At 66.7% G+C, this 26,104-nt stretch carries 24 protein-coding genes; 10 read left to right on the top strand and 14 right to left on the bottom strand.

Features of this window, described 5'->3' with window-relative positions; genetic code table 11:
* Nucleotides 1-2 precede the first annotated feature (2 nt).
* From AC1DS0_RS12455 to rpsA, 5 genes are all read right to left on the bottom strand, one after another.
* Entirely contained in the window at nucleotides 3-338 is a 336-nt protein-coding gene (locus AC1DS0_RS12455; RefSeq protein ID WP_476814655.1) for a lipopolysaccharide assembly protein LapA domain-containing protein, read from the bottom strand.
* Nucleotides 339-359: 21 nt separating this feature from the next.
* On the bottom strand, nucleotides 360-644 hold the full coding sequence (gene ihfB, locus AC1DS0_RS12450) for an integration host factor subunit beta (RefSeq protein WP_091833512.1): 285 nt from the start codon (nucleotides 642-644) through the stop codon (nucleotides 360-362).
* A 28-nt stretch (nucleotides 645-672) separates the two neighbouring features.
* Nucleotides 673-1,641 (bottom strand): signal peptide peptidase SppA, encoded by a 969-nt coding sequence (gene sppA, locus AC1DS0_RS12445; protein WP_476814654.1) that lies wholly within the window; start codon nucleotides 1,639-1,641, stop codon nucleotides 673-675.
* A gap of 149 nt (nucleotides 1,642-1,790) precedes the next feature.
* Nucleotides 1,791-3,080, bottom strand: coding sequence for an Hsp70 family protein (locus tag AC1DS0_RS12440; protein WP_476814653.1), 1,290 nt, complete (start codon nucleotides 3,078-3,080; stop codon nucleotides 1,791-1,793).
* A 194-nt stretch (nucleotides 3,081-3,274) separates the two neighbouring features.
* Nucleotides 3,275-4,981 carry a 30S ribosomal protein S1 gene (rpsA, locus tag AC1DS0_RS12435; RefSeq protein WP_476814652.1) on the bottom strand — a complete coding sequence of 569 codons (1,707 nt, stop codon included), beginning with the start codon at nucleotides 4,979-4,981 and terminating at the stop codon, nucleotides 3,275-3,277.
* 396 nt (nucleotides 4,982-5,377) lie between these two features.
* On the opposite strand from rpsA, the gene AC1DS0_RS12430 reads away from it, so the two are divergent.
* Nucleotides 5,378-6,385 carry an LLM class flavin-dependent oxidoreductase gene (locus AC1DS0_RS12430; RefSeq protein WP_476814651.1) on the top strand — a complete coding sequence of 336 codons (1,008 nt, stop codon included), beginning with the start codon at nucleotides 5,378-5,380 and terminating at the stop codon, nucleotides 6,383-6,385.
* 12 nt (nucleotides 6,386-6,397) lie between these two features.
* Here AC1DS0_RS12430 and AC1DS0_RS12425 read toward each other — a convergent pair whose 3' ends face one another.
* A complete protein-coding gene (locus AC1DS0_RS12425; RefSeq protein ID WP_476814650.1) occupies nucleotides 6,398-6,880 on the bottom strand; it encodes a MarR family winged helix-turn-helix transcriptional regulator in 483 nt (160 codons plus the stop codon).
* Between the two features lie 134 nt (nucleotides 6,881-7,014).
* On the opposite strand from AC1DS0_RS12425, the gene AC1DS0_RS12420 reads away from it, so the two are divergent.
* The 4 genes from AC1DS0_RS12420 to AC1DS0_RS12405 all read left to right on the top strand — a co-directional run bounded on the left by AC1DS0_RS12420 (nucleotide 7,015) and on the right by AC1DS0_RS12405 (nucleotide 11,013).
* The gene (locus tag AC1DS0_RS12420) at nucleotides 7,015-7,227 is read left to right on the top strand and encodes a hypothetical protein (protein ID WP_476814649.1); all 213 of its coding nucleotides are present in this window, start codon (nucleotides 7,015-7,017) and stop codon (nucleotides 7,225-7,227) included.
* A 21-nt stretch (nucleotides 7,228-7,248) separates the two neighbouring features.
* Nucleotides 7,249-8,961, top strand: coding sequence for a cytochrome c biogenesis protein DipZ (locus tag AC1DS0_RS12415; protein ID WP_476814648.1), 1,713 nt, complete (start codon nucleotides 7,249-7,251; stop codon nucleotides 8,959-8,961).
* A gap of 390 nt (nucleotides 8,962-9,351) precedes the next feature.
* A complete protein-coding gene (locus tag AC1DS0_RS12410; RefSeq protein ID WP_091833473.1) occupies nucleotides 9,352-9,909 on the top strand; it encodes a LemA family protein in 558 nt (185 codons plus the stop codon).
* A gap of 33 nt (nucleotides 9,910-9,942) precedes the next feature.
* The gene (locus AC1DS0_RS12405; protein ID WP_476814647.1) at nucleotides 9,943-11,013 is read left to right on the top strand and encodes a M48 family metallopeptidase; all 1,071 of its coding nucleotides are present in this window, start codon (nucleotides 9,943-9,945) and stop codon (nucleotides 11,011-11,013) included.
* Here AC1DS0_RS12405 and AC1DS0_RS12400 read toward each other — a convergent pair.
* The gene (locus AC1DS0_RS12400) at nucleotides 11,010-11,618 is read right to left on the bottom strand and encodes a DsbA family protein (protein ID WP_476814646.1); all 609 of its coding nucleotides are present in this window, start codon (nucleotides 11,616-11,618) and stop codon (nucleotides 11,010-11,012) included. The genes AC1DS0_RS12405 and AC1DS0_RS12400 overlap by 4 nt on opposite strands.
* Before the next feature lie 205 nt (nucleotides 11,619-11,823).
* Between AC1DS0_RS12400 and AC1DS0_RS12395 the strand changes: the two genes are divergently transcribed.
* Nucleotides 11,824-13,056, top strand: a complete 1,233-nt coding sequence (locus tag AC1DS0_RS12395) for an argininosuccinate synthase (protein WP_152016525.1) — start codon at nucleotides 11,824-11,826, stop codon at nucleotides 13,054-13,056.
* A 131-nt stretch (nucleotides 13,057-13,187) separates the two neighbouring features.
* On the opposite strand, the gene AC1DS0_RS12390 is transcribed toward AC1DS0_RS12395, so the two are convergent.
* The 3 genes from AC1DS0_RS12390 to AC1DS0_RS12380 form a co-directional block, all read right to left on the bottom strand.
* Nucleotides 13,188-15,041 (bottom strand): potassium transporter Kup, encoded by a 1,854-nt coding sequence (locus tag AC1DS0_RS12390; RefSeq protein ID WP_476814827.1) that lies wholly within the window; start codon nucleotides 15,039-15,041, stop codon nucleotides 13,188-13,190.
* A gap of 205 nt (nucleotides 15,042-15,246) precedes the next feature.
* Entirely contained in the window at nucleotides 15,247-17,445 is a 2,199-nt protein-coding gene (locus AC1DS0_RS12385) for an esterase-like activity of phytase family protein (RefSeq protein ID WP_476814645.1), read from the bottom strand.
* 137 nt (nucleotides 17,446-17,582) lie between these two features.
* A complete protein-coding gene (locus AC1DS0_RS12380) occupies nucleotides 17,583-18,005 on the bottom strand; it encodes a hypothetical protein (protein ID WP_476814644.1) in 423 nt (140 codons plus the stop codon).
* Nucleotides 18,006-18,139: 134 nt separating this feature from the next.
* Here AC1DS0_RS12380 and AC1DS0_RS12375 point away from each other — a divergent pair, with 134 nt between their 5' ends.
* Both AC1DS0_RS12375 and AC1DS0_RS12370 read left to right on the top strand, forming a co-directional pair.
* Nucleotides 18,140-18,961 (top strand): helix-turn-helix domain-containing protein, encoded by an 822-nt coding sequence (locus AC1DS0_RS12375; RefSeq protein WP_476814643.1) that lies wholly within the window; start codon nucleotides 18,140-18,142, stop codon nucleotides 18,959-18,961.
* An 89-nt stretch (nucleotides 18,962-19,050) separates the two neighbouring features.
* Nucleotides 19,051-19,242 (top strand): CsbD family protein, encoded by a 192-nt coding sequence (locus AC1DS0_RS12370; protein ID WP_476814642.1) that lies wholly within the window; start codon nucleotides 19,051-19,053, stop codon nucleotides 19,240-19,242.
* A gap of 60 nt (nucleotides 19,243-19,302) precedes the next feature.
* Here the strand turns inward: AC1DS0_RS12370 and dnaJ are convergent, their stop codons facing one another.
* The gene (gene dnaJ, locus AC1DS0_RS12365) at nucleotides 19,303-20,436 is read right to left on the bottom strand and encodes a molecular chaperone DnaJ (RefSeq protein ID WP_476814641.1); all 1,134 of its coding nucleotides are present in this window, start codon (nucleotides 20,434-20,436) and stop codon (nucleotides 19,303-19,305) included.
* Nucleotides 20,437-20,575: 139 nt separating this feature from the next.
* Nucleotides 20,576-22,501 carry a molecular chaperone DnaK gene (gene dnaK, locus AC1DS0_RS12360; protein ID WP_476814640.1) on the bottom strand — a complete coding sequence of 642 codons (1,926 nt, stop codon included), beginning with the start codon at nucleotides 22,499-22,501 and terminating at the stop codon, nucleotides 20,576-20,578.
* 463 nt (nucleotides 22,502-22,964) lie between these two features.
* On the opposite strand from dnaK, the gene AC1DS0_RS12355 reads away from it, so the two are divergent.
* On the top strand, nucleotides 22,965-23,870 hold the full coding sequence (locus AC1DS0_RS12355; protein WP_476814639.1) for a hypothetical protein: 906 nt from the start codon (nucleotides 22,965-22,967) through the stop codon (nucleotides 23,868-23,870).
* 9 nt (nucleotides 23,871-23,879) lie between these two features.
* Here AC1DS0_RS12355 and AC1DS0_RS12350 read toward each other — a convergent pair whose 3' ends face one another.
* Nucleotides 23,880-24,866, bottom strand: a complete 987-nt coding sequence (locus tag AC1DS0_RS12350; protein ID WP_476814638.1) for a methylated-DNA--[protein]-cysteine S-methyltransferase — start codon at nucleotides 24,864-24,866, stop codon at nucleotides 23,880-23,882.
* Between the two features lie 118 nt (nucleotides 24,867-24,984).
* Here AC1DS0_RS12350 and AC1DS0_RS12345 point away from each other — a divergent pair, with 118 nt between their 5' ends.
* Nucleotides 24,985-25,590: a class I SAM-dependent DNA methyltransferase gene (locus AC1DS0_RS12345; protein ID WP_476814637.1), complete on the top strand. Its 606-nt coding sequence runs from the start codon at nucleotides 24,985-24,987 to the stop codon at nucleotides 25,588-25,590.
* An 8-nt stretch (nucleotides 25,591-25,598) separates the two neighbouring features.
* On the opposite strand, the gene AC1DS0_RS12340 is transcribed toward AC1DS0_RS12345, so the two are convergent.
* Nucleotides 25,599-26,102 (bottom strand): hypothetical protein, encoded by a 504-nt coding sequence (locus AC1DS0_RS12340; RefSeq protein ID WP_476814636.1) that lies wholly within the window; start codon nucleotides 26,100-26,102, stop codon nucleotides 25,599-25,601.
* Nucleotides 26,103-26,104: the final 2 nt, after the last annotated feature.

Genomic DNA, 26,104 nt, shown 5'->3' with positions numbered 1-26,104 from the left:
CTTCAGACGCGGCTGGTCAGCGCCGGCAGCGCCGAATCCGGCACGGCGGCGCGCAGCGACTGCGCCTCGCCACGCAGCTTGTCGGCCTCGCGGCGATTGACCCTCGCCGCCTTGCGATGCTTGCCCTGCGCCAGCCAGGAGGCGAAGCCGCCGATCAGGATGCCGACGGCGATGGCAGCGAGAATCACGGCGAAGAGCGGCAGGTCGAGGGCGAACGCCGGCGCGTCGCGGCTGATCGGATCGAGCGAGACCCGAACCGGCGCGCGGTTCGCCACCGAGAACAGCACCACGATCAGCGCCACCGGAACGAGCACCAGCGCCTTGAAGAAAGCCTTCATCCCGCTCTCCTCCAGCCCATCTCAGGCCTTGCCGTTCAGCCGCATGCGCAGCTCCTTGCCGGTCTTGAAGACCGGCACGAACTTCTGGTCGACCTTGACGGAATCGCCAGTGCGCGGATTGCGGCCGACACGGGCGGCGCGCTCCTTGGTCGAGAAGGCCCCGAAGCCGCGCAGCTCGACACGATCGCCGCGCGCGAGCGCCTTGACGACCTCATCGAGGATCGAGCCGACGATGTTCTCGATATCGCGCTGGTAGAGATGGGTGTTGCGCTCGGCGATGCGCTGGACGAGTTCTGATTTTATCATGGGTGCAATATAACCGCTTGTAACATCGTCACTTTTCGACGGCAGGCTGCCAGAGCGCCAAGGGCGCGTCAAGCCGCAGTCCAACCGGAGTTTCGGCAGCACGCGCGAGCAGGGCCGCGAGCTCCTCCAGGCCGGCGGCGCGCGCCACCGCCTCGCTTGCGCTCCAGAGCCCGTAGGAGGAGGATTCGCTGCGGCGGCGCCAGTCGCGCACGGGCAGATCCTTGCCGACACCCTTCTCGCGCTCGAGCCAGGTGATCGCCTCCTGCTCGCTGCCGACCTCGTCGATGAGCTTGAGCTTGATCGCCTGGCGGCCGGAATGGACGCGGCCGTCGGACACTGCGGCGATCTCGGGATCGGCGAGCTTGCGGCGCTCGCCGACCAGCCGCTTGAACCAGTCGTAATTGTCGGCGATCACGCGGGCGGTCTCGGCGGCCGCCTCCGGCGAAGTCGGCTCAAGGCCGCTCGGTGCTGCCTTGAGCGGGCTCGAGCGTGTGATCTCGAACTTGACGCCGATGGTGTCGAGAAGCCGGGCGACATTGGGGATCTGGGCGATCACGCCGATCGAGCCGACCATCGAGGTCTGGCGCGCGACGATGCGCTCGCTGCCGAGCGCGACGATGTAGCCGCCGGAGGCGGCCATGCCGTCGACCACCGCGATGACGGGCTTCTTGGCGGCAAGGCGGCGGACCGCATCGTAAACGGCTTCGGAGCCGGTCACCGTACCGCCGGGGCTGTCGATGCTGAGCAACACGGCGCTGGCGCGGCTGCCCTCCAGCGACTTGATCAGCTCGAGCGTGCGGCGATCGCCGGAGATGAAGCCGGAAATGGTGACGCGCGCGATATGCGCCTGGGCGGTGCTGCCCGGCAGGCGCCCGCTCCAGACGAGCGCGCCGGCGACGACCATCACGACGACGCCGGCAAGCGCGAGCAACCGCCAGAGCGAGAGCTTGCGCCGCAGGCTGCGACGATCGGCGAGCAGATCGGCATCGGACGACATGTCGGCGGCTCCGGCTCTCACTTTGCGACAGAGATCACAGTCCGATCGCTTGCGGTGCAAGCTCGTCGGCGCGGGCTCCAGGGGCCCTGTGATGTAGCTCCCCGGTGCGGGACGGGCAAGGCAACAATCGACGCGGCAGGATGCCCGGCTCAGGCCGCGGCGAGCGCCCGCTGCCGGTCGAGCGCGAGCAGGGCCAGGCCGCTGGCGACCGAGCGGAAGGCGTCGCCGATATGGATGCGCTGCGGGCTGAAGCGCCGGTCGAACAAGGCGCGCACCGCCGGCACATAGGAGGTGCCGCCGGTCATGAACACCGCCTCGATCTTGTCGCCGGCGACCCCGGCGGTGGCCAGCGCCTCGTCGAGCGCGCCTTCGATCGCCGCCACATCCTCGGCGATCCAGCGATCGAACAGGGCCCGCGTCACGGTGCGGTCGATGCGCACGCCCATCTGATCGAAGCTGAGCTGCGCCTCCTCCTGCGAGGAGAGCGCGATCTTGGTGGCCGAGACGGCACGATAGAGCTCGTAGCCGAGATCGTATTCGATCACCGTCATCAGGTCCTCGAGCCTGCCGGGCTCGACGGCGTCGCGGATCAGCGCCTTGAGCTCGGTCATGGTCTCCCTGCTCTTCATCAGCGAGAGCCGGTGCCATTGTGCGAAGGCGGCGTGGTAATGCGCCGGGATCGGCAGGCGCTTGCCGAAGGAAAGGTAGTCCGAGCCCTTGCCGAGCAGCGGCGAGACCGCATGCTCGATAATGCGATAGTCGAAAGTGTCGCCGGCGATGCCGACACCGGCATGGGAGAGCGGCACGGCCTGCAAGGTGCCGTTGCCACCGGGCTCGAAACGCATCACCGAGAAGTCGCTGGTGCCGCCGCCGAAGTCTGCGACCAGCATGGTCTGCGGCGTCTTCAGTTCGCGTGCGTACCAGTAGGCAGCGCCGAGCGGCTCATAGGCGAAATCGACCTTGCTCATGCCGGCCTTGCCATAGGCGGCCGCCAGTCGCGTCAGGGCGAGTTGCTCGTCCGGCCGGTCGCCGGCGAAGACGACCGGGCGGCCCGAGAGGACGCTGCGCTCGCCGAGATCGTCCAGCCCGGCGGAAAGGTCGGTCAGGAAGACCGCGATCAGGTCCTCCAGCCGAAAGAGCTTGCCGAACAGGCGCGTCTCCTGGAAGGCGCGGCTCGACAGATGCGTCTTCAGCGATTGCAGGAAGCGGTGCTCGGTGGTCATGCCGAGCGCCATGTCGAGTGCGTCGGGGCCGCTGACATGGGTGACGTGGGCGTGGGGCGGGCGGCCCTCGCGCCAGAACATCAGCGCCGAGCGATAGGCATCGACGGCGCCCTGCCTGGTGGCGAAGCTGCGGGTCGTCACCGAACCATCAGGACGTGCGAGCGCGACCACGCTGTTCGTGGTGCCGAAATCGATCCCGATAGCTGCGTCCTGCATGTCCGTCTCCATCTCATCTCGTCATGGTCGGGCTTGACCCGACCATCTCGGAAACCAGCGCGCTCTGGTCCCGGGATTCCCGGATCTACGCTTCGCTCCGTCCGAGAATGACGACCTCGGGCGAAACAAAAGCCCGCGCGGATTTCTCCGCGCGGGCCGATGGATTGGTCAGGCCGCGAAACGCGGCCTGATGATCACTTCTTGTCGGTCGTCGCCTTCTTGAGGGCGGCGCCGAGGATGTCGCCGAGCGAAGCACCCGAGTCGGCCGAGCCGTAGGTGGCCATCGCCTCGCGCTCCTCGGCCACTTCCAGGGCCTTGATCGAGACCTGGATCTTGCGGGCCTTCTTGTCGAAGAGGATGACGCGGGCGTCGACCTTCTCGCCGGCCGCGAAGCGCTCGGGGCGCTGCTCGGCACGGTCACGCGCGATTTCGGCGCGCTTGATGAAGGTCGTCATGTCCGTGCCGGAGATCTTGACGTCGAGACCACCGTCCTTGACGTCGATGATCTCGCAGGTCACGACCTGGCCCTTCTTGAACTCGCCGGCATCCACGAAGGGATCGCCGCCAAGCTGCTTCAGGCCGAGCGAGATGCGCTCCTTCTCGACGTCGACATCGAGGACGACCGCCTGGAGCATGTCGCCCTTCTTGTACTCCTCGATCACCTGCTCGCCCGGACGGTTCCAATCCAGGTCCGACAGATGGATCATGCCGTCGATGTCGCCCTCGAGGCCGAGGAACAGACCGAACTCGGTCTTGTTCTTGACCTCGCCCTCGACGACCGAACCAGCCGGATGCTGCTCGGCGAAGACTTCCCACGGGTTGCGCAGGGTCTGCTTGAGGCCGAGCGAGATGCGGCGCTTGACCTGATCGACCTCGAGGATCGCGACGTCGACTTCCTGCGAGGTCGAGACGATCTTGCCGGGGTGGACGTTCTTCTTGGTCCAGGACATCTCGGAGACGTGGATCAGGCCTTCGATGCCCGGCTCCACTTCGACGAACGCGCCGTAGTCCGTGATGTTGGTGACGCGCCCCTTCAGGCGGGTACCGACCGGGTAGCGGGCGGCAATGCCATCCCACGGATCGGCCAGCAGCTGCTTGATGCCCAGCGAGATGCGGTGCGTCTCCTGGTTGATCTTGATGATCTTGACCTTGACCGTCTGGCCGATGGTCACGACCTCGGACGGATGGTTGACGCGGCGCCAGGCCATGTCGGTCACGTGCAGGAGGCCGTCAATGCCGCCGAGATCAACGAACGCACCGTATTCGGTGATGTTCTTGACGACGCCGTCGATGACCTGGCCCTCTTCGAGCGAGGCGACGAGCTCGGAGCGAGCCTCGGCGCGGGTCTCTTCGAGAACGGTGCGGCGCGAGACGACGATGTTGCCGCGGCGACGATCCATCTTGAGGATCTCGAAGGGCTGCGGCTGACCCATCAGCGGGCCGACGTCGCGGATCGGGCGGATGTCCACCTGCGAACGTGGCAGGAAGGCGACGGCGCCGTCGAGATCGACGGTGTAGCCACCCTTGACCGTGTTGAAGATGTTGCCCATGACCTTCTCGCGGGCCTCGAACGCCTTCTCGAGCTTGACCCAGCTCTCTTCACGGCGGGCCTTGTCGCGCGAGATGACGGCTTCGCCGAGCGCGTTCTCGATCCGATCGAGATAGACCTCGACCTCGTCGCCGACCTTGAGCTCTTCTTCCCGGCCCGGGCCGGTGAATTCCTTGAGAGCGACGCGACCTTCGGTCTTCAGACCGACGTCGATGATCGCCATGTCCTTCTCAATGGCAACGACCTTGCCCTTGATGACGGTACCTTCGAGGGCCTCGTTCCGGGTGAACGATTCCTCGAGCAGGGCGGCGAAATCCTCGCGACCCGCGTGATAGCTTTCGACAGCTGACATAAATGCTCCTGAATGCCGGCCGCGTATCCCGCGGATGTCCGGCTATGGCGCCGCTTGGGTTGGTGTTGCACGCCGGATCGATCCGCACGGGGCTCCGGTTACGGAGCTTGCCGTCCTTAAGGACGGCGGCGCCTGGCCGCAGGGGCCGATCCGCATCAAAAGGCCCGTTTTTTCAAACACGAAACGGGAGCAGGCCGGTCGGCCGCCCCCGGCTGTGATCGATCACGGCCCTTCGGACGAGGCTGACCTAGCGATTTTCGTAGCGTTTCGCAAGCGGATTGCGGCGCGAAATGCCGGTCGCGCATGCGTGGAGCGGCCTTGCGAGCCGCCGGAAGGCTGCCGATCTTTCGCGACGAAGCCCGGCGCCAAGCCGGAGCGATGCAAGGGAAAAGCCCAATGTTCCCGCTTTCCATTCTCGACCTTGCCTTCATCGCCGAAGGCGCGACCGCAGCAGACGCCCTCCACAACAGCCGTGATCTCGCCCAACATGCGGAAAGGCTCGGCTACACCCGCTTCTGGCTGGCCGAGCACCACAACATGACCGGCATCGCCAGCGCCGCGACCTCGGTCGCGATAGGCTACGTCGCCGAAGGCACCAAATCGATCCGCGTCGGCGCCGGCGGGATCATGCTGCCGAACCATTCGCCAATCGTGATCGCCGAGCAGTTCGGCACGCTGGAAACGCTCTATCCAGGCCGCATCGACCTCGGGCTCGGCCGTGCGCCCGGCACCGACCAGCGCACATGGCGCGCGCTGCGGCGCGAGGCCGACGCGTCCGAGCGCTTCCCGCAGGACGTGCTCGAATTGCAGGCGCTGCTCGGCCCGCTCCAGCCGGACCAGGTGATCCAGGCAGTTCCCGGCACCAACACCAATGTCCCGCTCTGGATCCTCGGCTCCAGCCTGTTCGGCTCGCAGCTCGCCGCCGTGCTCGGCCTGCCTTATGCGTTCGCCTCGCATTTCTCGCCGGATGCGCTGATGGACGCGCTCGCCGTCTATCGCGAGCGCTTCCAGTCCTCGGCCCAGCTCGACAAGCCCTATGCCATGGTCGGCTGCAACGTCATCGCGGCCGAGACGGACGCCGAAGCGCATCACCTCTTCACCTCGGTGCAGCAGCGCTTCGCCGACATGCTGCGCGGCCGGCGTGGCCTGCTGCCGAGGCCGATCAACGACATCGAGGACTATTGGTCCGGCCCGGAGAAGGCGCAGGCGCAGCGCATGCTGGCCTGCTCCTTCGTCGGCTCGCGCGAGAGCGTGCGGGCGCAATTGCAGGCCTTCATCGAGAAGACCAAGGCGGACGAGCTGATCGTCGCCTCGGCGATCTTCGACCATGCGGCCCGCAAGCGCTCCTACGAGATCCTGGCCGAGATCCAGCCGGCGCTGGGATTGGCGGCGGTCGCAGCCTGATCGAGCCGCCGCTCAGGAACGGCGCTCATGCTCGGCTGCGGTGAGATTTCCCCGCAGCCGCACCATCGCTTCGCGCAGATCGCGCTGCTCCTCGGGGACCAGCCCGGTCGTGCGCTGCATGCTGACGCGGACCGCCCTGCCCCGCTCGCGCAGCGCGCGGCCTTGAGCCGTCAGATTGAGGCGCACCTGCCGCTCGTCCTGCGGGTCGCGCTGGCGCGTCACCGCGCCCATCGCCTCCAGCCGCTTCAGCAGCGGCGTCAAAGTACTGGAATCGAGGAAGAGCTTTTCGCCGAGCTGGCCGACGGTCTGATCCGCCTGCTCATAGAGGGCGACCAGCGCAATATATTGCGGATAGGTGATCCCGAGCTCGTCGAGCAGCGGCTTGTAGACGCGGTTGAAGGCGAGATTGGTCGAGTAGACCGCAAAGCAGAGAAATTCGTCGAGCCCCGGCAGCCTGTCGGCCCCGCCTTCCGCCTGTCCTGTCTCACCAGCCATTGCACTCCTCCCGAAAAAGGATCGCTCACAGGTATTTGATGCACGATTTGTTTTCAAGCGATTGAGTGGCGGGATTCGGCCGTTTACATATCGAGCGATTAAATCGCTCGATAAATAAATGATTGGAGCATGACATGGCCCGCATCGTTCCGTTGACCGCCACGGCGGGCGCCCAAACTCAGGTGGGACCTACTTCGGCGCTGCGCCGCCTGCTGGCTGCTGCGATGCTGGCCGCGACCGCGAGCTTTGCGATGACCTGCAGCGCCTTCACTGGCCCGCGCAGCTACGGCCCCAGCCCGATCACGACATCGAATGCTTCGCCACGGCGCGGCGCGGCGCGTTCCTGACGCCCCCGAGGAGATGACACGATGAACTTCGTTCTCGCCTATCTCGCCGGCATGCTGACCATCGCCAGCCCCTGCATCCTGCCGGTCCTGCCCTTTGTGCTGACGCGGACCGGCCAGCCCTTCCGGACAGGCACCTTGCCGATGCTGCTCGGCATGGTGCTGGCTTTCGTGGGGGTCGCAAGCCTTGCCGCCGTCGCCGGCAATTGGGCGATCGCGCTCAACAGCCATGGCCGCAGCATCGCCCTCGGCCTCGTCACCCTGTTCGGGCTGGCGCTGTTGTTCCCAGCTCTAGCCGAGCGCCTTGCCGCGCCGCTGACCGCGCTCGGGGAGAAGCTGGCGCGTTTTACAGGCCCTGACGGCCGCACCGATCTGCGGCCGGCCTCCTCGGCTTTGCTCGGCGTCGCCACGGGCCTGTTGTGGACGCCCTGCGCCGGGCCGGTGCTCGGCCTGATCCTCGCCGGCGCCGCCCTTGGCGGGCCGAGCCTCACCACCGCGCTCCTGCTCTTCGCCTATGCCGCCGGCGCGGCGACAGCGCTGGCTGCCGTTCTCCTGCTGGGCAATCGGCTGCTGGCATGGGCCCGGCGCCCCGCTGCTCTCCTCGAACCCGTGAGGCGCGGCCTCGGCCTCGCCGTGGTCGCGAGCAGTGTCGCGATCACCTTCGGCTTCGACACCAGCGTCCTCACCCGCCTGTCGGCGCCGACCACGGCTGCGCTCGAGCAACGCCTCCTCGATATCACCATGCCGGCTGCCCCGAGCCTTGTCACAACCGCACAGGCACAGCCGGCGTCCAAGCCGCTGTTCGGCGCAAAGCAATGGCTCGACCGCGAGCCGCTCACCGCCGAGAGCGTGCGCGGCAAGGTCGTGCTGGTGAATTTCTGGACCTATTCCTGCATCAACTGCCTGCGCACGCTGCCCTATGTCCGAGCCTGGGCCGAGAAGTACCGGGACCAGGGCCTCGTCGTGGTCGGCGTGCACACGCCGGAGTTCGCCTTCGAGAAGGACCCCGCCAATGTCCGCAAGGCGGTCGCGGCGCTCGGCGTGACCTATCCGGTCGCGATCGACAACGACTATGCGGTCTGGCGCGCCTTCGGGAACCAGGCCTGGCCGGCGCGCTATTTCATCGACACGCAGGGCCGCACCCGCCATCACGAGTTCGGCGAGGGCGACTACGCCGCCTCCGAAAAGGTGATCCAGTCGCTGCTCGCCGAGGCCGGCGGCAAGGTCGAGCCCGGCATCGCCGAGGTCTCCGGCGAAGGCGCGCAAGGAGCGCCCGACTTTGCCAATCTGCGCTCGCCCGAGACCTATCTCGGCCATGCCCGCAGCAATGGCTTCGCCTCGCCTGGCGGCATCCGGGCCGATGCTCCAGCCACCTATGAGGCCGCCACCTCGCCTCGCCTCAACCAGTGGAGCCTGTCTGGCAGCTGGACCGTCACCGGCGAGTTCGCCACGTCGCAGCAGGCCGGTGGGCGGATCAACCATCGCTTCCATGCCCGCGACCTGCATCTGGTGATGGGCCGCCTGCCCGGCAGCCCGCCGGTCCGCTTCCGCGTCACCATCGATGGCGCCGCGCCCGGCAGCGCCAGTGGCGTCGATATCGACGCCGACGGCTACGGCACGATCGGCGACGAGCGGCTTTATCAGCTGGTCCGCCAGGACGGGCCGGTGAAGCCCCGCGACTTCAGCATCGAGTTCCTCGATCCCGGCGTCCGCGCCTACGCCTTCACCTTCGGCTGAGCAGGCTGCCAATCAAGAAGAGACTGGGAGGAAACAATGAAGCTCCATCTGAACGAAGCCTCGTCCGTAACCGCCCGGGTGCGCATTGCGCTCGCTTTGAAGAGTCTCAAGATGGAGTAACCGCTAGTCTATCTCGCCGGCTCGACGCTGGCCGGCAAGCTCGCCGATACGCTCGGCTATGGCACCCTCTCCTCGCTGGCGACCGCGATTTCGGCGGTCGCTGTGATCGCGACGGTCAGGATGATCGCGCGCAACAGCGTCGGAAAGCCGGCCTGACCGACGCAAGGCGCTCGCTGCGAGCGGCGGCAGCTTCCCTATCGTCGCCCTTCATGCAAGGTTGCCGGCGAGATCGCCTGTGCCGCAAGATTGCCTGAGCCGAAGGAGAACACCATGGGTTGGGTCGTCCTTGGACTGATCGTCGTCGTCGTGGTCTGGCTGATCATGACCTATAACGGCCTCGTCGCGATGCGCCAGCGCGTCAACCAGGCCTTCGCCGACATCGACGTGCAGCTGAAGCAGCGCCACGACCTGATCCCGAACCTCGTCGAGACCGTGAAGGGCTATGCCACTCACGAGAAGGAGACTTTCGACGCGGTGATCAAGGCGCGCAACCAGGCCCAGGCCGCGACCGGCCCGCACGACCAGGCCGTGGCGGAGCAGCAGCTCACCGGCGCGGTCGGGCGCCTGCTGGCGCTGGGCGAGGCTTATCCCGATCTCAAGGCGAGCGCGAACTTCCAGCAGCTGCAGCAGGATCTCGGCAATGTAGAGGACAAGCTGGCGGCGGCGCGGCGCTTCTTCAACAATGCGGTCAGCGAGTTCAACGCGGCGATCCAGGCCTTCCCGGCGGTGTTCTTCGCGCCGCAGATGGGCTTCAGCCCACGTGAGTTCTTCGATGTCGGCGAAGAGACGCGCAAGCAGATCGAAGTCGCACCGACCGTCAAGTTCTGAGCGGCGCGGTAGCCTCACAGCGGAGCTGCGGCGATGCCGGGGGAAGCCTTCGGGCTCTACACCCATCAGCGCAACAACCGGACCCGGTCGATCGCCCTGATCATCGGGCTCTTCCTGATGGTCTACCTGACCGTCTGGGGCGTCATGCTGGTCGGCTATGGCTATGTCGGCGTGCCGCGCGGGCGCACGGTGCTGAACTTCGTCGGCCAGCGCTTCTGGTCCTGGCTGCCCTTCATCACGCTCGCCACCGGCGCCTGGGTCCTGATCGGCTTCAAGATCAATGTCGGACTGATCGAGGCTGTCTCGGGCGCCGAAGGCGTGACGCGTGAGGCGCAGCCCAAGCTCTACCGGATGCTGGAGAATCTCTGCATCTCCCGCGGCATGGTGACGCCGAAACTAGCCATCATCCAGAGCGACGCGCTCAACGCCTTCGCCAGCGGCGTCAACGACAAACAGTTCACGGTGACGCTGACCACCGGGCTGATCGAGCAGCTCAACGACGCCGAGATCGAAGCTGTCATCGCCCATGAGCTGACCCATATCCGCAATGGCGACGTCCGGCTGATGGTGATCGCCGTGGTGATCGCCGGCATCATCTCCTTCGTCGGCGAAGTCGTGTTCCGCAATCTCGGACGGGTTCGCATCTCCTCGGACGGCGACAAGAAGGGTAGCGGCTTTGCGATCATCCTCGGCTTTGCGGTGATCGCCGTCGCATGGCTGCTCGCCGTGCTGATCCGCCTGTCGCTGTCGCGGGCCCGCGAATATCTCGCCGATGCCGGGGCGGTCGAGCTGACCAAGAACCCCGACGCGATGATCTCGGCGCTACTGAAGATCTCTGGCCGTGCCGACATCGACAATGTCCCGTCAGGCGTGATGGACATGTGCTTCGAGAACGATCCCGACGATTTCGCCGACCTGTTCTCGACCCATCCATCCGTCACCAAGCGGGTGCAGGCACTGGTGCAGACCGCCGGCGGACGCCTGCCGCCGCAGGCCCCGCCCGGCCCGCCGAAGATCAGCGAAAGGCAGACGCTACCGGAGATCGCCGAGACCTCGGCTGCACATGGGCCCTGGTCGCGCCCGGCGCCGCCGGCGGGCGGCTAGCGCCCGTCCTTCGCCCAGCCGAGCGCTTCCTCGAGCCGGTCGTCGCCCCAGAACAGTTCGCCGTCGCCGGTGACGAAGGTCGGCGCGCCGAAGATCCCGAGCGATTTGGCGAGCTCGGTCTCGGCCTTGAGCCGACCCTTGACCTCCTCGCTGCGCGAGGCCGGGAAAGCGCTGGCGGGATCGGCCCCGGCTTCGCGCAGCGCTGCGTTCAACACCGCCTCCTCGGCGATATTGCGCCCTTCGCAGAATTGCGCACGAAACAGCGCCTTGGAGAAGGCTGGTAGCCAGCCGGCCTCGCGTCCGGCCAGCGCGAGCCGCGCCGCGATCAGCGAGTTTTGCGGGAAGGTCTCGGGCTTGACGATGGTGAGACCGGCCCGGCCAGCGCGGCGCGCCACGTCGCGCCACATATAGCGGCCCTTGTTCGGATAGAGATTGAAGGGGGAGCTGGTCCAGCCCTGGGCTGCGAAGATCGGGCCAAGCAGGAACGGCCGCCAGCGCACCGCCACTCCGGCAGCCTCCGCCAGTTCCTCGATCCGCAGGGCGCTCAGGCAGGAATAGGTCGACGCGAACTCGTACCAGAAATCCAGAACAGGACGATTCGGCATCTGACCCCCAACCAGCAACGCATCGCTCCGCCCGCATTGCGGGCGGCAACCCATCAGCGGATGACGCCAGATCGATCAGAAGGTTCCGATTGCGTCGCCCCGAACCCTGCGATAGTGCCCGGTTACGTCCGAAATGCGGCCGGCCAGGTCGCATTCTCTACTCCAGGCACGAGCCCCCGTGCCGCCACTGCAGGAAGACCAGTCCATGGCCGACAAGCGCGTGAACAAGGTCGTACTCGCCTATTCCGGCGGGCTCGACACCTCGATCATCCTGAAATGGCTGCAGACCACCTATAATTGCGAGGTCGTGACCTTCACCGCCGATCTCGGCCAGGGCGAGGAGCTGGAGCCGGCCCGCCAGAAGGCGCTGCTGCTCGGCATCAAGCCCGAGAACATCCATATCGAGGACCTGCGGGAAGAGTTCGTCCGCGACTATGTCTTCCCGATGTTCCGGGCCAATGCCGCCTATGAGGGCGTCTATCTGCTGGGAACCTCGATCGCCCGCCCGCTGATCGGCAAGAAGCTCATCGAGATCGCCGACCGCGTCGGCGCCGACGCGATTTCCCATGGCGCCACCGGCAAGGGCAACGACCAGGTCCGCTTCGAACTGACCGCCTATGCGCTCAAGCCCGACGTCCATGTGATCGCGCCCTGGCGCGAATGGGATCTGCGCTCGCGCGAGCAGCTGATCGCCTTCGCCGAGCAGCACCAGATCCCGATCGCCAAGGACAAGCGCGGAGAAGCGCCGTTCTCGGTCGACGCCAACCTGCTGCACGCCTCTTCCGAGGGGAAGGTGCTGGAGGACCCGGCGCAGGAAGTGCCGGACTATGTCTATTCGCGCACGATCTCGCCCGAGGAGGCGCCGGACAAGCCGACGGTCATCAGCATCGACTTCGCCAAGGGCGATGCGGTCGCGATCGACGGCGTCCAGCTCTCCCCCGCCAAGCTGCTGGCCAAGCTCAACGAGCTCGGCCGCGACAACGGCATCGGCCGGCTCGACCTGGTCGAGAACCGCTTCGTCGGCATGAAGAGCCGCGGCATGTACGAGACGCCCGGCGGCACGATCCTGGCCGTCGCGCACCGCGCCATCGAGTCGATCACGCTCGATCGCGGCGCCGCGCATCTCAAGGACCAGCTCATGCCGCAATATGCCGAGCTGATCTATAACGGCTTCTGGTTCTCGCCGGAGCGCGAGATGTTGCAGGCGCTGATCGACAAGAGCCAGGAGTTCGTCGCCGGCCAGGTGCGGCTCAAGCTCTACAAGGGCGGCGTCCATGTCATCGGCCGCTCCAGCCCCTATTCGCTCTACGATCAGGACCTCGTCACCTTCGAAGAGGGCGCCGTCGCCTACGACCACCGCGACGCCGCCGGCTTCATCAAGCTCAACGCGCTGCGCCTGCGCACGCTCGGCCAGCGCAAGCGCAAGCTGGGGCTCTGAGACCGACAGGCATCGGCCTGGATCGATTGAAACGCTGGTCACCCCGGGGCTCCCTTCGCCCGCCGGGGTGACCAGCTTTTTTTGACCGGAGATGGCCCGGCACGACGTGCCCCTCTCCGCAGCCACGGCGATCAGATCTCGATCTCGACCCCGACCTCCACGACCTGCTTGGCCGGGATGTGGAAATGCGCGGCGGACCGCTCGGCATTGCGCTGCATGAACGAGAAGAACGCTTCGCGCCACATCGCCATGCCCGCGATCTCCTCGCGCGGAATGACGGTCTCGCGGCCGATATAATACGATATCCCGTCGAGATCGACGCCCCGCAGCAAGCCGTGCTCGACGCCGCAGCGCAAGCCATTGGGGATGTGCGGCGTCTCCATGAAACCGAAATGGATGATCACGCGTGTGACGCTGGGCGCGAGCTCGATCAGCTCGATCCGGTTCTCGTCGGAGACGCGGGGAATCTCCTCGAGCTTGCCAGTCACGAGAAGAATGCGCTCGTGCAGCGCATGGTTGTGGCGAACGAAATGCGTGAGCGAGAGCGGAAGACCGCGAGCGGCAGACGCCAGGAAGGCGGCCGTCCCCGGCAGGCGCAGCGGCGGGTTGGTCGCCAGCATCTCGAGGAATTCCTTCTCCGGCTCGCGCTGGCGAGCGCGCGCCGCCTCCACCAAGGCAAGGCCGCGTCGCCAGGTCAGCATGATCACCGTCAGCGCCAGCGCCAGGACCAGCGGGTACCAGCCGCCCTCGTGCAGCTTCGGCAGGTTCGCCGAGAAGAAGGTGAGATCGATCAACAGGAAGAAGCCGTTGACCGCCAGGACGAGGATCGGGTTGAAGCCCCATTTCAACGCGATCAGCGCTGCCAGCCCGGTGGTGATCGCCATCAGCAGCGAGACTGCGATGCCGTAGGCACCGGCCAGGGCCTCGGATGAGCGGAAGGCGAAGACCGATGTCAGGGTCGCCAGGCAGATCAGCCAGTTGACGATCGGGATGTAGATCTGCCCCTGCTGATCATGGGCGGTGTGCTTGATGCGGACGGCCGGGAAAAGCCCGAGCTGCACGGCCTGACGGGTCAGCGAAAAGGCGCCGGTCAGGATCGACTGCGAGGCGATGACGGCGGCCGCCGTCGCGAAGACGATCAGTGGATAATGCGCCCAGTCCGGGGCGAGCTGATAGAACGGGTTCTCGATCGCCTCCGGATGGACCAGCAGCAGCGCGCCCTGGCCGAAATAATTCAGCATCAGCGCCGGCAGCACGACGGCGAACCAGGCGAGGCGGATCGTCTTCGGACCGAAATGGCCCATATCCGCATACATCGCCTCGCCGCCGGTCACGGCCAGGAAGGTGGCCCCGAGAACGGCGAAGCCGACGAGCGGGGCGGTATGGGTGATGAAGTAGAGGGCGTTGAACGGATTGATCGCAGCCAGGATGCCCGGCGCCATCAGGATGCCCCGGATGCCGAGCAGCGCCAAAGCGAGGAACCAGAGCAGCATGATCGGCCCGAACAGACGGCCGATGAAGCCGGTGCCCTTGCTCTGAACCAGGAAGAGGCAGAACAGGATCGCGGCGGTCAACGGAACGACCGCCGGCGCCAGGAACGGTGCATCGACCTTGAGGCCTTCGATGGCGCTGAGCACGGAAATCGCCGGCGTGATGGCGCCGTCGCCATAGAGCAGCGCAGCGCCGACGAGCCCGACCGCGAGGACATAAGCCCGTGGCGAACCCGGCTTGGCGTGGCGCGCCTTGAGCAAGGCCAGCATCGCCATGATGCCGCCTTCGCCGCGATTGTCGGCGCGCATGATCAGCAGCGAATACTTGATCGAGATGATCAGGATCAAAGCCCACAGGATCATCGAGACGCAACCGACGACCGCCCCCGGCTGCAGGGCGCCGCCGGCGCTTGCGGCCCGGGCCGCTTCCTTCAGCGCATAGAGCGGGCTGGTGCCGATGTCGCCGTAGACGACGCCGAGGGCGCCGAGCGTCAAGGCAGGGAGGGAGCCGTTGTGCCCCTGATGAGACGGCGAGCCGTCCTGTGCGAGAACCCCATGGGCCATGCGCCGTCCTCCCCCTATTGTCGGAGTAGGGCACGCACCGGCAACGACAGCAAGACTGGATCGGCGGGATTGCGCAGTGGGCAGCTGAAGCCGGCAGGCCGGCGAGGAACACCCGCCGGCCTTTTGCCGTACCGCCTTACTTCGCGAGCTTGCCGAAGGCGAAGAACTGGGTCTCGCCGGAGGAATCGTCGACGCCGTCATTATCGGTGACGACGAAGAGGTTGCCGTCCTTGTCGACCGCCATGCCCTCGACCTTGTCGAGCCCGTAGCCACCGAGCTTCATCAGGTCCGGCGTCAGGTCGCGCAGCAGCGTCTTCTCGACCGTCAGGATCTCCGAGGAGCCGAACGGCGCCGGCTTCAATCCCTTGACCGAGAAGGTCGCCAGCGTCTTCACCGCCTTGGCGCCGAACCGGTTGTCGCGCTCGATCACGGCGAAACTGTCGTCGCCGAGATAGGTGAGCTCCGAGAGGCCCATCCAGGCGCCGGCGGCAGGGGCCGTCAGCGGGTAGTAGAGGATGCCCCAGCTCTTGGTGAAGGGCTTGTAGGAGAGGATCTTGACCTTGCCCTTGGGGTCGTCCTTCCACTCGCGCTGGACGGCGATCCAGACGGTCTCGTCCTGCCCGGTTCCGGTGACGGCAACGCCCTCATAGCCTTGATTGATTGCCTTGGCGGCGAACTCCTCTGGCAGGGCGATCTCCTCCTCGATCTCGCCCTTGGCCGAAGCGCGTAGCAGCAGGTTCTGCGTCGGCTTCTCCTTGCGCTCGGGCGCCCCTTCCGAGGCCAGCCAGAAACCGCCGCCGGGACGCGTCGCAATCGCTTCGAGATCATAGGCGGCGGGCTTGCCGTCCCTGGTCACGGTGATTGCGCCGGTGATCGTCGCCGGCTTCCTGGTCGCGTCGATCTCGAGGATGCGCGAGGGCGTATAGGCGCTATCAGTGACGCTGAAGAGCCGGCCCGGCAGCTCGGGATGGGCGGCGAGGCCCGAGAGCGCGCCCCAGCCGAGCGGGACACCATCGACATCGGCCGAGACGATGGTCGGATAGGCGGCCGGCGCTTCGCTGCGCTCATAGATGGTCACGGCCGAACGCGGTCCATCCTTTTCGCCGAGATCGGCTTCAGAAGCGGAAACGAAGAGATTGCGCTGCGGGATGGCGAGCAGGCCCTCCGGCGCGATGCCCGCCGGCAGCGCCTGCAGATAGCGTGGCGGCCGGCCCGGCCCCTCGTCCTTGAAGACGAGGACGAGCGAAGCGCGCTCCAGCCCGACGAAGAGCAGGCGCTCGCCGTTGTAGATGCCGACCTCGATGCCCTCCGGCTCGCTGCCCTTGGCGGCTGAACGGCGCTCCGGATAGTGGCCGAGACGGATGGCGATGTGGTCGACCATGTTGCCGGCATCGAACTCGACCGTGCCGTCCTTGCGGAAGATGGTGAAGCCGCGCGAGCCGCCCTTCCAGTCACCTTCATTGGCAGTGACGAAGCGGTCATTGTCGAGCCAGCGCACCGCATCGGGCTCGCGGCGCACGCCCTTCAGCTCCTCGACCGGCTTGATCTGGCCGTCTCGGGTCTTGTCGATGTTCGTGAGATCGACGGTGCCGGCCGGGAAATGCGCGACGAGCTTGCCGGTCTTCGTATCGACCACGGCGAGGTGGTTGTTCTCCTGCAGTGTCACCACGGCGAGGCCGTCCTGGTTGACGTCGACGAATTCCGGCTCCGGATCGGTCGGCTCGACCGCGGCGATGCCGGTGAGGTCGACGATCTGCTTCGACGCGCAATCGGCCTCGCCATCCTTGATGCCGACCAGCGTGAGGTTGCCGGCGGGGAGCTGCGGCAGGTCGCCCTTGTTCAGCTTCTCGTCGCGCTCGTTCTCGATGACGATGGCGAGCTTGCCCTTGTCCTTGGTCAGCGCGATCGAATCGGGCTGGCCGCCGAGCTCGCATGTGGCTGTGACCTGCTTCGTCTTCAGATCGATGGTGGCGAGATGGCCGGCCGGTTCCTTGAAGTTGTCGCCGGAGCTGACGACGACGGCGAAGGCGCGCTCGCCAAGGATCACGACCGAGGTCGGCTCGCCGCCGACCGGGATGAAGCCGGCGGGCTTGGGCGCATTGGCGGTGGTGATGTCGATCAGGCCGATCGCCTTCTGCTCGGCGTCGGTATAGGCGAGCAGGGTCCCGGCCTCGTTGGCCGAAATGATCTCCGCGACCGTCTTCTTCGCGTCGCGGTCGGCCGGCAGGTTCAACGGCACCTGGAAGGTGGCGATGCGGTTGAAGGTCGGCTCGGCGAGCGCCGTTCCGCCAGCGAGGAGCGTCGCGAGAGCCGCAAGGACAAGGGGTTTGCGCATTGGGACGGTCCTGTTCCGCAGGGTGGGGAGGCAGGCCTTCCGGCTAGTGAGCACAGACGACAGTTTCGTGACAAGCCGTCGCAAACCAAGGCCACCGCGGCGGGAGCCACGGCGGCTTTGGGTAACGAGCCGTCTGGTCAGTGCAGAGCAGCTTCGGCTCCGGCAGCTTCCGTGACCGACTTCTTCAGGCCGATCACCTCGAGCTCGGTGACAACCGCGACCGCCACGGCCTGGGCCAAGACGAAGGCGATGCCGAGCGTGGTCGGCGCGAACCAGCCGGCGACCAGGATCAGCACGCTGTCGGCGATCCAGAGGATGTTGACGCCGATCACGGCGTAGACGGCGAGGCGCGGCAGGCGCAGCCGGCTGGCGAAGAACGCAAGCAGGGCAGCGCAGGGCAGCAGCACCAGGCCAGCGCCACGCAGGAACTCCGCCGGAAGGCCGAGCAGACCGGAGAGCGAACCCGCGCCGACGCTGAGCAGCAGGCCGGTTCCGGCGCAGGCGGCGGCATCGAGGGCAAGGGCATTGCGCAGGAAACGCGAGGACTGGATGAAGGCCATGACTGTTCTCCGGTTCAGGCCCCATCTCAGCCGGGGCGGTTGCTGATGGAGGCCATGCTGCCGAAAGCCCGGCGGCCGGTCGATTAAGCCGGAGGTAATTGGATCACGGCGCGGCTGCGGCTAGCTTGCCCTTCATGAACAAGCACCAGCAGCCCACGATCGGGCACCTCATCCGCGACTGGCGGCAGTTGCGCCGTCTCAGCCAGCTCGACCTCGCGCTCGAAGCCGAGGTCTCGCAGAAGCATCTCAGCTTCATCGAAAGCGGCCGCTCGGCGCCCAGCCGGGATATGGTCCTGCTTCTCGCCGAGCATCTCGGCGTGCCGCTCCGCGAGCGCAATGCGCTCCTGCTCTCGGCCGGCTATGCGCCGGTCTATCTCGAACGCTCGCTGGAGGATCCGACCCTGCAGGCAGCCCGCAGCGCGATCGACCTGCTGCTCAAGGGACACGAGCCCTATCCGGCGGTGGCAGTCGACCGGCACTGGACCCTGCTTGCCGCGAACAAGATGATCGCGCCGATGCTCGCGGTCGTCGAGGACGCCGACCTGCTGCGCCCGCCGGTCAACGTGCTCCGGCTCAGCCTGCATCCGCGCGGGCTCGCCCCGGCAATCATCAACCTAACGGAGTGGCGCCGCCATCTGATCGCGCGCCTGCGCCAGCAGATCCGCGCCACGGCCGACCCGCTACTGGCCGAGCTCCTGGCCGAGCTGCTGAGCTATCCCGTCCCGGCCGCGCCGGTCGTCAAAGGCAAGACGCAGGAAGAGGCGGAGCCACCGATCGTACTACCGCTGCACCTGCGGCTAGGCGAGACCGAGCTCTCGCTGATCTCGACCACGACGGTGTTCGGCACGCCAGTCGACGTCACCTTGTCCGAGCTGGCGCTGGAAACCTTCTTCCCCGCCGATGAGGCGACTGGCCGGGCGCTGCGGGCGATCGCCGAGACCATCACACCGGCTTGAGCGAGGGAACCAAAGCCCGGCCGTGACGTTCTCCCATCCGAACCGGCGCCGAGGCGCCGATCGCGGATCATTCGAGAAGGAAAGCGTCCATGAGCAGCACGACCGACAAGATCAAGGGCCTCGCCAACGAAGCCGCCGGCAACGTCAAGCAGGCTGCCGGCAAGGCGTTGAACAAGCCCGGGCTTCAGGCCGAGGGCATCGCGCAGGAGCGCAAGGGTGAAGCCCAGCAGGCGATCGGCAAGACCAAGGACGCGGTCAAGAAAGTGATCGACAAGGCCTGACTATCAGGCTGGATCCTGATCAAAGAAGAACGGGCGCCGCGAGGCGCCCGTTTTTTCGTCTCAGGCGGAGCCGCCGAGGCCGCCGAGGAAATCCTTGACGCGGCCGAAGAAGCCGGCGGTTTCGGGATGGGTGGCGCCCGAGCTCTCGCGCTCGAACTCCATCAGCAATTCGCGCTGGCGGGCGGTGAGCTTCTGCGGCGTCTCGACCAGGACCTGGATGTAGAGATCGCCCATCTCGCGCGAGCGCAGCACGCTCATGCCCTTGGCCTTGAGCCGGAACTGCTTGCCGGTCTGGGTCCCCTCGGGGATTTTCACCCGGGCCTTTTCACCGTTCAGCGTCGGCACCTCGATCTCGCCGCCAAGCGCGGCCGAAGTCAGGCCGATCGGCACCCGGCAGAACAGGTCGGCGCCGTCGCGCTGGAAGATGGCGTGCGGCTTGATCGACAGGAAAATGTAGAGATCGCCCGCCGRCCCGCCACGCAGGCCAGCCTCCCCCTCGCCGGCAAGGCGGATGCGGGTGCCGTCCTCGACACCGGCCGGGATGTTGACCGAGAGCGTGCGCTCGCGGGTGACGCGGCCGGCGCCCTGGCAGCCGGTGCAGGGATCGTCGATGATCTCGCCGCGGCCGTTGCAGGTCGGGCAGGTGCGCTCGACCGAGAAGAAGCCCTGGCTGGCGCGGACGCGGCCATGGCCGCCGCAGGTCGGGCACTGGCGCGACTTCGAGCCGGCCTTGGCGCCGGTGCCGGAGCAGACCTCACAGGTCACCGAAGTCGGGACGCGGATGGTCTCGTTCTTGCCGGAATAGGCCTCTTCGAGACCGATCTCGAGATTATAGCGCAGGTCGGCGCCACGCTCGCGCGAATTGGCACCGCGCGGGCCGCCACGGCCGCGGCCCTCGCCGAAGAAGGATTCGAAGATGTCGGACATGAAGTCCGACATGTCGGCCGGGCCACCGCCGCCGCCGCCATTGTCGAAGGCCTGGTGACCATAGCGGTCATAGGCCGCGCGCTTCTGGCCATCAGAGAGGATCTGATAGGCCTCGTTGATCTCCTTGAACTTGATCTCGGCCTGCTTGTCGCCCGGGTTCTTGTCCGGATGATGCTGCATGGCGAGCTTGCGGAACGAGCCCTTGAGCTCGATCTCCGTCACCGTCCGGGAGACCCCGAGGATCTCGTAGTAGTCGCGCTTCGACATTCAACCAGCTGCCCCTGCGCCGCCCCGCGCTCCGTGCGCTGGCCGGCGAGTCATGTCCTGCCGACGCCATCGCCTTAAGGGAATGGCCGGGTCAAGCCCGGCCATCCCGTCACGGTCGATGGATGACCAAGTAGCGCGATCAGGCGCTCTTCTTCTTGTCGCCCTTGTCGTCGCTGACATCCTTGAAGTCGGCGTCGATGACGTCGTCCTTCTTCGGCTCCTCGGCAGAGGCACCCTCGGCGGCAGCGCCTTCAGCAGCCTGGCTGGCGGCATACATCGCCTCGCCGAGCTTCATCGACGCCTGCATCAACTCGTTGGTGCGGGCCTGGATCGCCTCGACATCCTCACCGGTGAGCGCAGTCCTGAGCGCCTCGAGCGCGGTCTCGATCGCGCCCTTGTCGGCGGCCGAAACCTTGTCGCCATAGTCCTTCAGCGACTTCTCGGTCGAGTGCACGAGGCTCTCGCCCTGGTTCTTGGCCTCGACCACTTCGCGACGCTTCTTGTCGTCGGCGGCGTTGGCCTCGGCATCCTTGACCATCTTCTGGATCTCGGCCTCGGAGAGGCCGCCAGATGCCTGGATGCGGATCTGCTGCTCCTTGTTGGTGGCCTTGTCCTTCGCCGTCACCGAGACGATGCCGTTGGCGTCGATGTCGAAGGTCACCTCGATCTGCGGCATGCCGCGCGGGGCCGGCGGAATGCCCATCAGGTCGAACTGGCCGAGCATCTTGTTGTCGGCCGCCATCTCGCGCTCGCCCTGGAAGACCCGGATCGTCACCGCACCCTGGTTGTCCTCGGCGGTGGAGAAGACCTGGCTCTTCTTGGTCGGGATCGTGGTGTTGCGGTCAATCAGACGCGTAAAGACACCACCCAGCGTCTCGATGCCGAGCGAGAGCGGGGTCACGTCGAGCAGCAGAACGTCCTTGACGTCGCCCTGCAGCACGCCGGCCTGGATCGCTGCGCCGATGGCGACGACCTCGTCGGGGTTGACGCCCTTGTGCGGCTCCTTGCCGAAGAACTGCTTCACCACCTCCTGGACCTTCGGCATGCGGGTCATGCCGCCGACCAGGACGACCTCGTCTATCTGGCCCGCGGACAGGCCGGCATCCTTGAGCGCCTTGCGGCAGGGCTCGATGGTGCGCTGGATCAGGTCGTCGACCAGGCTCTCGAACTTGGCGCGCGAGAGCTTGATGGCAAGGTGCTTCGGGCCCGAGGCATCCGCCGTGATGTAAGGCAGGTTGATCTCGGTCTGCGCGGTGGTCGAGAGCTCGATCTTGGCCTTCTCGGCCGCTTCCTTCAGGCGCTGGAGGGCGAGCTTGTCCTTCTTCAGGTCGATGCCCTGCTCGCGCTTGAACTCGTCCGCCAGGTACTCGACCAGGCGCATGTCGAAGTCCTCGCCGCCGAGGAAAGTGTCGCCATTGGTCGACTTCACCTCGAAGACGCCGTCGCCGATCTCCAGGACCGAGACGTCGAACGTGCCGCCGCCGAGGTCATAGACCGCGATGGTGCCGGCCGACTTCTTGTCGAGGCCATAGGCGAGCGCGGCCGCAGTCGGCTCGTTGATGATGCGCAGCACCTCGAGGCCGGCGATGCGGCCGGCATCCTTGGTGGCCTGGCGCTGGGCGTCGTTGAAATAGGCGGGAACGGTGATGACGGCCTGCGTCACCGGCTGGCCGAGATAGGCCTCCGCGGTCTCCTTCATCTTGGTCAGCGTGAAGGCGGAGATCTGCGAGGGCGAGTAATCCTTGCCGTCGGCCTCGACCCAGGCGTCACCCGACGGGGCCTTCTTGATCTTGTAAGGGACGAGATCGATGTCCTTCTTGGTCATCGGATCGTCGAAAGTGCGCCCGATCAGGCGCTTGATGGCGAAGAAGGTACGCTCCGGATTGGTGACCGCCTGGCGCTTGGCAGGCTGGCCGACCAGACGCTCGCCGTCATCCGTGATGGCGACGATCGAAGGCGTGGTGCGGGCGCCCTCGGAATTCTCGATGACCTTGGGCGTCGACCCCTCCATCACTGCAACGCAGGAATTGGTGGTTCCGAGGTCGATACCGATGACTTTACCCATGGATGGGATCCCTTTCGATTTAGCAGATCGCCGGAAGAGCGCGCGTAAGACGCCGCCCCCCGGCCCATGGCCCCGGATCGCCCCCACCTTCCGCGGCGAACGAACCCGGGATACCCACGTCTGGCGGCCGAAGCGACGGAACGGAGCTTCAAGCCCCGGCCCGGCCTCACCCGCCGGTTACAACAAAGATCGACCGGCCCTGCGTTTCAGCGTTCGCATGTGAGTGCTGGCGCCTGGCGCAATCCGGCCCCGATGGCCCGTAAAAACCACCGCTTCGCGGCGTATATAGGGAGGGTGACGGCCTGCTTGCAAGGCGCGGAGCCGGATTAAGAATCGGCTTTGTGCAGTATCCCTCACAGAATTCGCGGGGCTGACCATTCCGGGTAAGTGTTGCGCGCATGCTCTTGCGCAACCGGCGTAGCCACTCCATTCAGAATGGACCTTGCGCCACCAGGAAACAGCCGTGACGACGCTCCGCCGCCCGACTGCCCATCGCCTCGCTGCCGGTGCAGCCCTGGCCTGGCTCGGCCTTGCAGGCGCAGCCCTGGCTCAGCCGATGCAGCTTCCCGGAGCGCAGCCCTTCAACCAGCCCGGCGCCCAGCAATCGGCGCCGGCCTCCGTCGGCGGTCAGTCGTCGGCGCCGCGCCCGCGCACCATGCCGGCCATCAAGATTCCCGGCGAAGACTCGGTTCTCGGCAAGACCTTGCGACGCAATGGCCGCTTCGGCGAAGCAACGCTGGAGAAGACCGGCAGCGGCTACGGCCTGAAGCTGCGCGCCGAAGGGTTCCAGTCCAGCAACCTCGTCGAACCCTGCGCCATCTCCTTCGGCGATACACCCGTGCCGGTGACCTCGCTCGGCAAGCCAGCCGGGCTGCCGCGCTACAAGCTGGAAGCCGCTGCCTGCCCGATCGTCTTCGATGTGCTCGAAGGCGCCTTCCTGGTGGTCGAGCCGGAGCAGCCCTGCGTGATCGAGGCCGCCGCCTGCCGCATCGATCCCCGCGGCGTCTGGGGGCCGGACGTCCGCACCCTGCCGGCCCGCGCCAAGGAGACCGAAGCCGAGCGCAGCAAGGCGGAGACCGCGGTGCGGGAGGGCTACCGGGCGCTCTCGGCCAAGGCCAACCTGACCGAGCAGCGCACGATCGCCCGCGAGCAGGCCGGCTTCTCGTCGGAGCGCGAGCAGATCTGCCGCGACTTCCAGCGCGAGGGCTCGCACGGCTTTTGCGGCGCCCGCATCACCGAGGCGCGCGCCGCCTCGATCCGCGCCCGCCTCGGCCTGGCCGAGCCGAAGCCCGAGACGGCCAAGCCGCGTCCGGCCACGGCAAGGCGTACGCCCCCGCCTGCGGCAGCGCCCGCTCCCACCATCCAGTAAGTTTTGGGCTTAGGCGGCCTCGCCGCCTGCGACCTGCCCGGCTTCCCAGCCGAGGATGGCGCGCTTGCGCGTCAGCCCCCAGTGGTAACCGGTGAGCGCGCCGGACTTGCCGATGACGCGGTGGCAGGGGACGACGAAGGAGATCGGGTTCTTGCCGACCGCCGCACCGACCGCGCGAGCCGCCGAGGGCTTGCCGATATGGCCGGCGACGTCGCCATAGGTGGTGGCGCAGCCGACCGGGATGCGCAGCAGCGTCTCCCAGACACGGACCTCGAAATCGGTGCCGATCAGCACGACGCGCAACGGCGTCTGCGGCGACCAGCTGCCCGGCTCGAAGATGCGCGTCGCGTAGGGCGCGGTGCTCTGCGGATCGAAGCGGTAATCCGCATGCGGCCAGCGCCGCATCATGTCGGCCAGCGCCTCGGCCCGGCCGCCGATCACCTTGCCACCATCGAGGCTGTTCGAAACCCAGCCGAGACCGGCGAGCCCACGCTCGGTCACCACGACCAGCGCTTCGCCGAAGGGCGACTGGTGGAAGCCATAGGACATGCGCAACCCCTCGCCGCCGGTCTTCCACTCGCCCGGCGACATCGCCTCATGGGTGACGAAGAGGTCGTGCAGGCGGCCGGGGCCGGAGAGTCCGACCTCGAAGCTGGTGTCGAGGATGCTGGCGGAGGCGGCCAGCAGGCCCTTGGCGTTGTCGAGCGTGATCGCCTGCAGGAAGGCCTTGGGCGTCAGCCCGCACCAGCGCCGGAACAGGTGATGCACATCGGTCGGCGTCGCGCCGGCGGCATCGGCGATCGCCTCGATCGTCGGCTGCTGGCGCCAGTTGTTGGTGATGTAGGCCAGGATGCGGCGCACGGTGTCGTAATCCGAGCCGGGCACTACCGCAGGGAAATCGGCTTCCGAGGGGATGGCCTCGGTGGCGCGGGCGAGCACGGCATTGGAGACTACGATCGGTTTCATCGCCGTCCTGAGACTGGAATGGGCGTTCATCGTTCTGTCCTCGCGATCTGATCTCTCATGCTCACGAAGCTAGTCATGTCAGCATGCGTCTCCCACCCGAAAGCTGACAAGCTCGTCTTCGCCCCCAAGGCCGCGTAGACATCCAAGGATGACCGATTCCGCCGACGCCGTCGTCTCGCTCTATCGACGCCACGCTGCTGCCTATGACAAACAGCGCGGCCGCAAGCTGATGGAGGCGCGCTGGCTCGACCGCTTCCTGTCACTGCTGCCTGCGACACGATCGGTGCTCGATCTCGGCTGCGGCATGGGCGAGCCGATCGCAAGGCATCTGATCGAGCGCGGCTGCACGGTGACCGGGATCGATTCGTCTGCGCCTCTGATCGCACTCTGCCGCGAGCGCTTCCAGCAGCAGAACTGGCTGGTCGCCGACATGCGCGAGCTGGCGCTTGGCCGACGCTTCGACGGGCTCATCGCCTGGGACAGCTTCTTTCATCTGAAGCCCGACGATCAGCGGCGGATGTTCCCGCTCTTTCGCCAGCATGCAGCCGAAGGCGCTGCGCTGCTCTTCACCAGCGGGCCGGCTCATGGCGAGGCGATCGGCAGCTTCGAGGGCGAGCCGCTCTACCATGGCAGCCTCGATCCGGCCGAGTATCGCGCGCTGCTGGACGCGAACGATTTTGCCGTCGTCGAGCATATCGTCGAGGACCCGAACTGCGGCGGGCATACGGTCTGGCTGGCGCAACGGACAGCCTGAGGCCTCCCTCAACCGAAGCGCTGCAGCTTCTCCCGCGTGAGGCGCTGGTTGTTGCAGTACCAGTCGTTGCTGGTCGCGAAGATTGGTGAGCCTTCGTCCCAGCCGCTGCAACTATAGTCCGACTGCTCGGCGAAGAAGGCGACGAAGTCCTCTCGCGAGTGCCATTCGGCAATGGCCGCGCCCGGATGGTGGCCGTCCTGGATATCGCAGAGCTTGACGCCGGCTTCGGTCCGAATCAGGCCGTGACCGCAGTAATCGCGGTGGAATTCGTGAACCAGCCCCTCGCCGACCGGGCGGGTCATCACGCGATCCCAGACCTGCCCTGCCAGCACCGGGCCGAACAGGGCGCGATCGAGCTGGTCGCGCAGGACGAGTGCATAGGCGCGGACGGCCTCCTCGCCACCGTTCTGGCTGGGCAGCGGGTCGCGCCGAGCGCGATTGGCCCGCACCGCCGCGATGACGACGACGATGATCGCCGCCCATGCGATCAGAGGGATGATCGTCGCGGCCATGC

The organism is Allobosea sp. P4_H5 (assembly GCF_056400825.1).
This window is presented reverse-complemented; position numbering and strand designations above follow the sequence as displayed.

What these genes read in the sequence shown, in the direction of transcription:
- AC1DS0_RS12455 (WP_476814655.1), bottom strand. Translation starts at nt 338, where the DNA reads ATGAAGGCTTTCTTCAAGGCGCTGGTGCTCGTTCCGGTGGCGCTGATC.
- ihfB (WP_091833512.1), bottom strand. Translation starts at nt 644, where the DNA reads ATGATAAAATCAGAACTCGTCCAGCGCATCGCCGAGCGCAACACCCAT.
- sppA (WP_476814654.1), bottom strand. Translation starts at nt 1,641, where the DNA reads ATGTCGTCCGATGCCGATCTGCTCGCCGATCGTCGCAGCCTGCGGCGC.
- AC1DS0_RS12440 (WP_476814653.1), bottom strand. Translation starts at nt 3,080, where the DNA reads ATGCAGGACGCAGCTATCGGGATCGATTTCGGCACCACGAACAGCGTG.
- rpsA (WP_476814652.1), bottom strand. Translation starts at nt 4,981, where the DNA reads ATGTCAGCTGTCGAAAGCTATCACGCGGGTCGCGAGGATTTCGCCGCC.
- AC1DS0_RS12430 (WP_476814651.1), top strand. Translation starts at nt 5,378, where the DNA reads ATGTTCCCGCTTTCCATTCTCGACCTTGCCTTCATCGCCGAAGGCGCG.
- AC1DS0_RS12425 (WP_476814650.1), bottom strand. Translation starts at nt 6,880, where the DNA reads ATGGCTGGTGAGACAGGACAGGCGGAAGGCGGGGCCGACAGGCTGCCG.
- AC1DS0_RS12420 (WP_476814649.1), top strand. Translation starts at nt 7,015, where the DNA reads ATGGCCCGCATCGTTCCGTTGACCGCCACGGCGGGCGCCCAAACTCAG.
- AC1DS0_RS12415 (WP_476814648.1), top strand. Translation starts at nt 7,249, where the DNA reads ATGAACTTCGTTCTCGCCTATCTCGCCGGCATGCTGACCATCGCCAGC.
- AC1DS0_RS12410 (WP_091833473.1), top strand. Translation starts at nt 9,352, where the DNA reads ATGGGTTGGGTCGTCCTTGGACTGATCGTCGTCGTCGTGGTCTGGCTG.
- AC1DS0_RS12405 (WP_476814647.1), top strand. Translation starts at nt 9,943, where the DNA reads ATGCCGGGGGAAGCCTTCGGGCTCTACACCCATCAGCGCAACAACCGG.
- AC1DS0_RS12400 (WP_476814646.1), bottom strand. Translation starts at nt 11,618, where the DNA reads ATGCCGAATCGTCCTGTTCTGGATTTCTGGTACGAGTTCGCGTCGACC.
- AC1DS0_RS12395 (WP_152016525.1), top strand. Translation starts at nt 11,824, where the DNA reads ATGGCCGACAAGCGCGTGAACAAGGTCGTACTCGCCTATTCCGGCGGG.
- AC1DS0_RS12385 (WP_476814645.1), bottom strand. Translation starts at nt 17,445, where the DNA reads ATGCGCAAACCCCTTGTCCTTGCGGCTCTCGCGACGCTCCTCGCTGGC.
- AC1DS0_RS12380 (WP_476814644.1), bottom strand. Translation starts at nt 18,005, where the DNA reads ATGGCCTTCATCCAGTCCTCGCGTTTCCTGCGCAATGCCCTTGCCCTC.
- AC1DS0_RS12375 (WP_476814643.1), top strand. Translation starts at nt 18,140, where the DNA reads ATGAACAAGCACCAGCAGCCCACGATCGGGCACCTCATCCGCGACTGG.
- AC1DS0_RS12370 (WP_476814642.1), top strand. Translation starts at nt 19,051, where the DNA reads ATGAGCAGCACGACCGACAAGATCAAGGGCCTCGCCAACGAAGCCGCC.
- dnaK (WP_476814640.1), bottom strand. Translation starts at nt 22,501, where the DNA reads ATGGGTAAAGTCATCGGTATCGACCTCGGAACCACCAATTCCTGCGTT.
- AC1DS0_RS12350 (WP_476814638.1), bottom strand. Translation starts at nt 24,866, where the DNA reads ATGAACGCCCATTCCAGTCTCAGGACGGCGATGAAACCGATCGTAGTC.
- AC1DS0_RS12345 (WP_476814637.1), top strand. Translation starts at nt 24,985, where the DNA reads ATGACCGATTCCGCCGACGCCGTCGTCTCGCTCTATCGACGCCACGCT.
- AC1DS0_RS12340 (WP_476814636.1), bottom strand. Translation starts at nt 26,102, where the DNA reads ATGGCCGCGACGATCATCCCTCTGATCGCATGGGCGGCGATCATCGTC.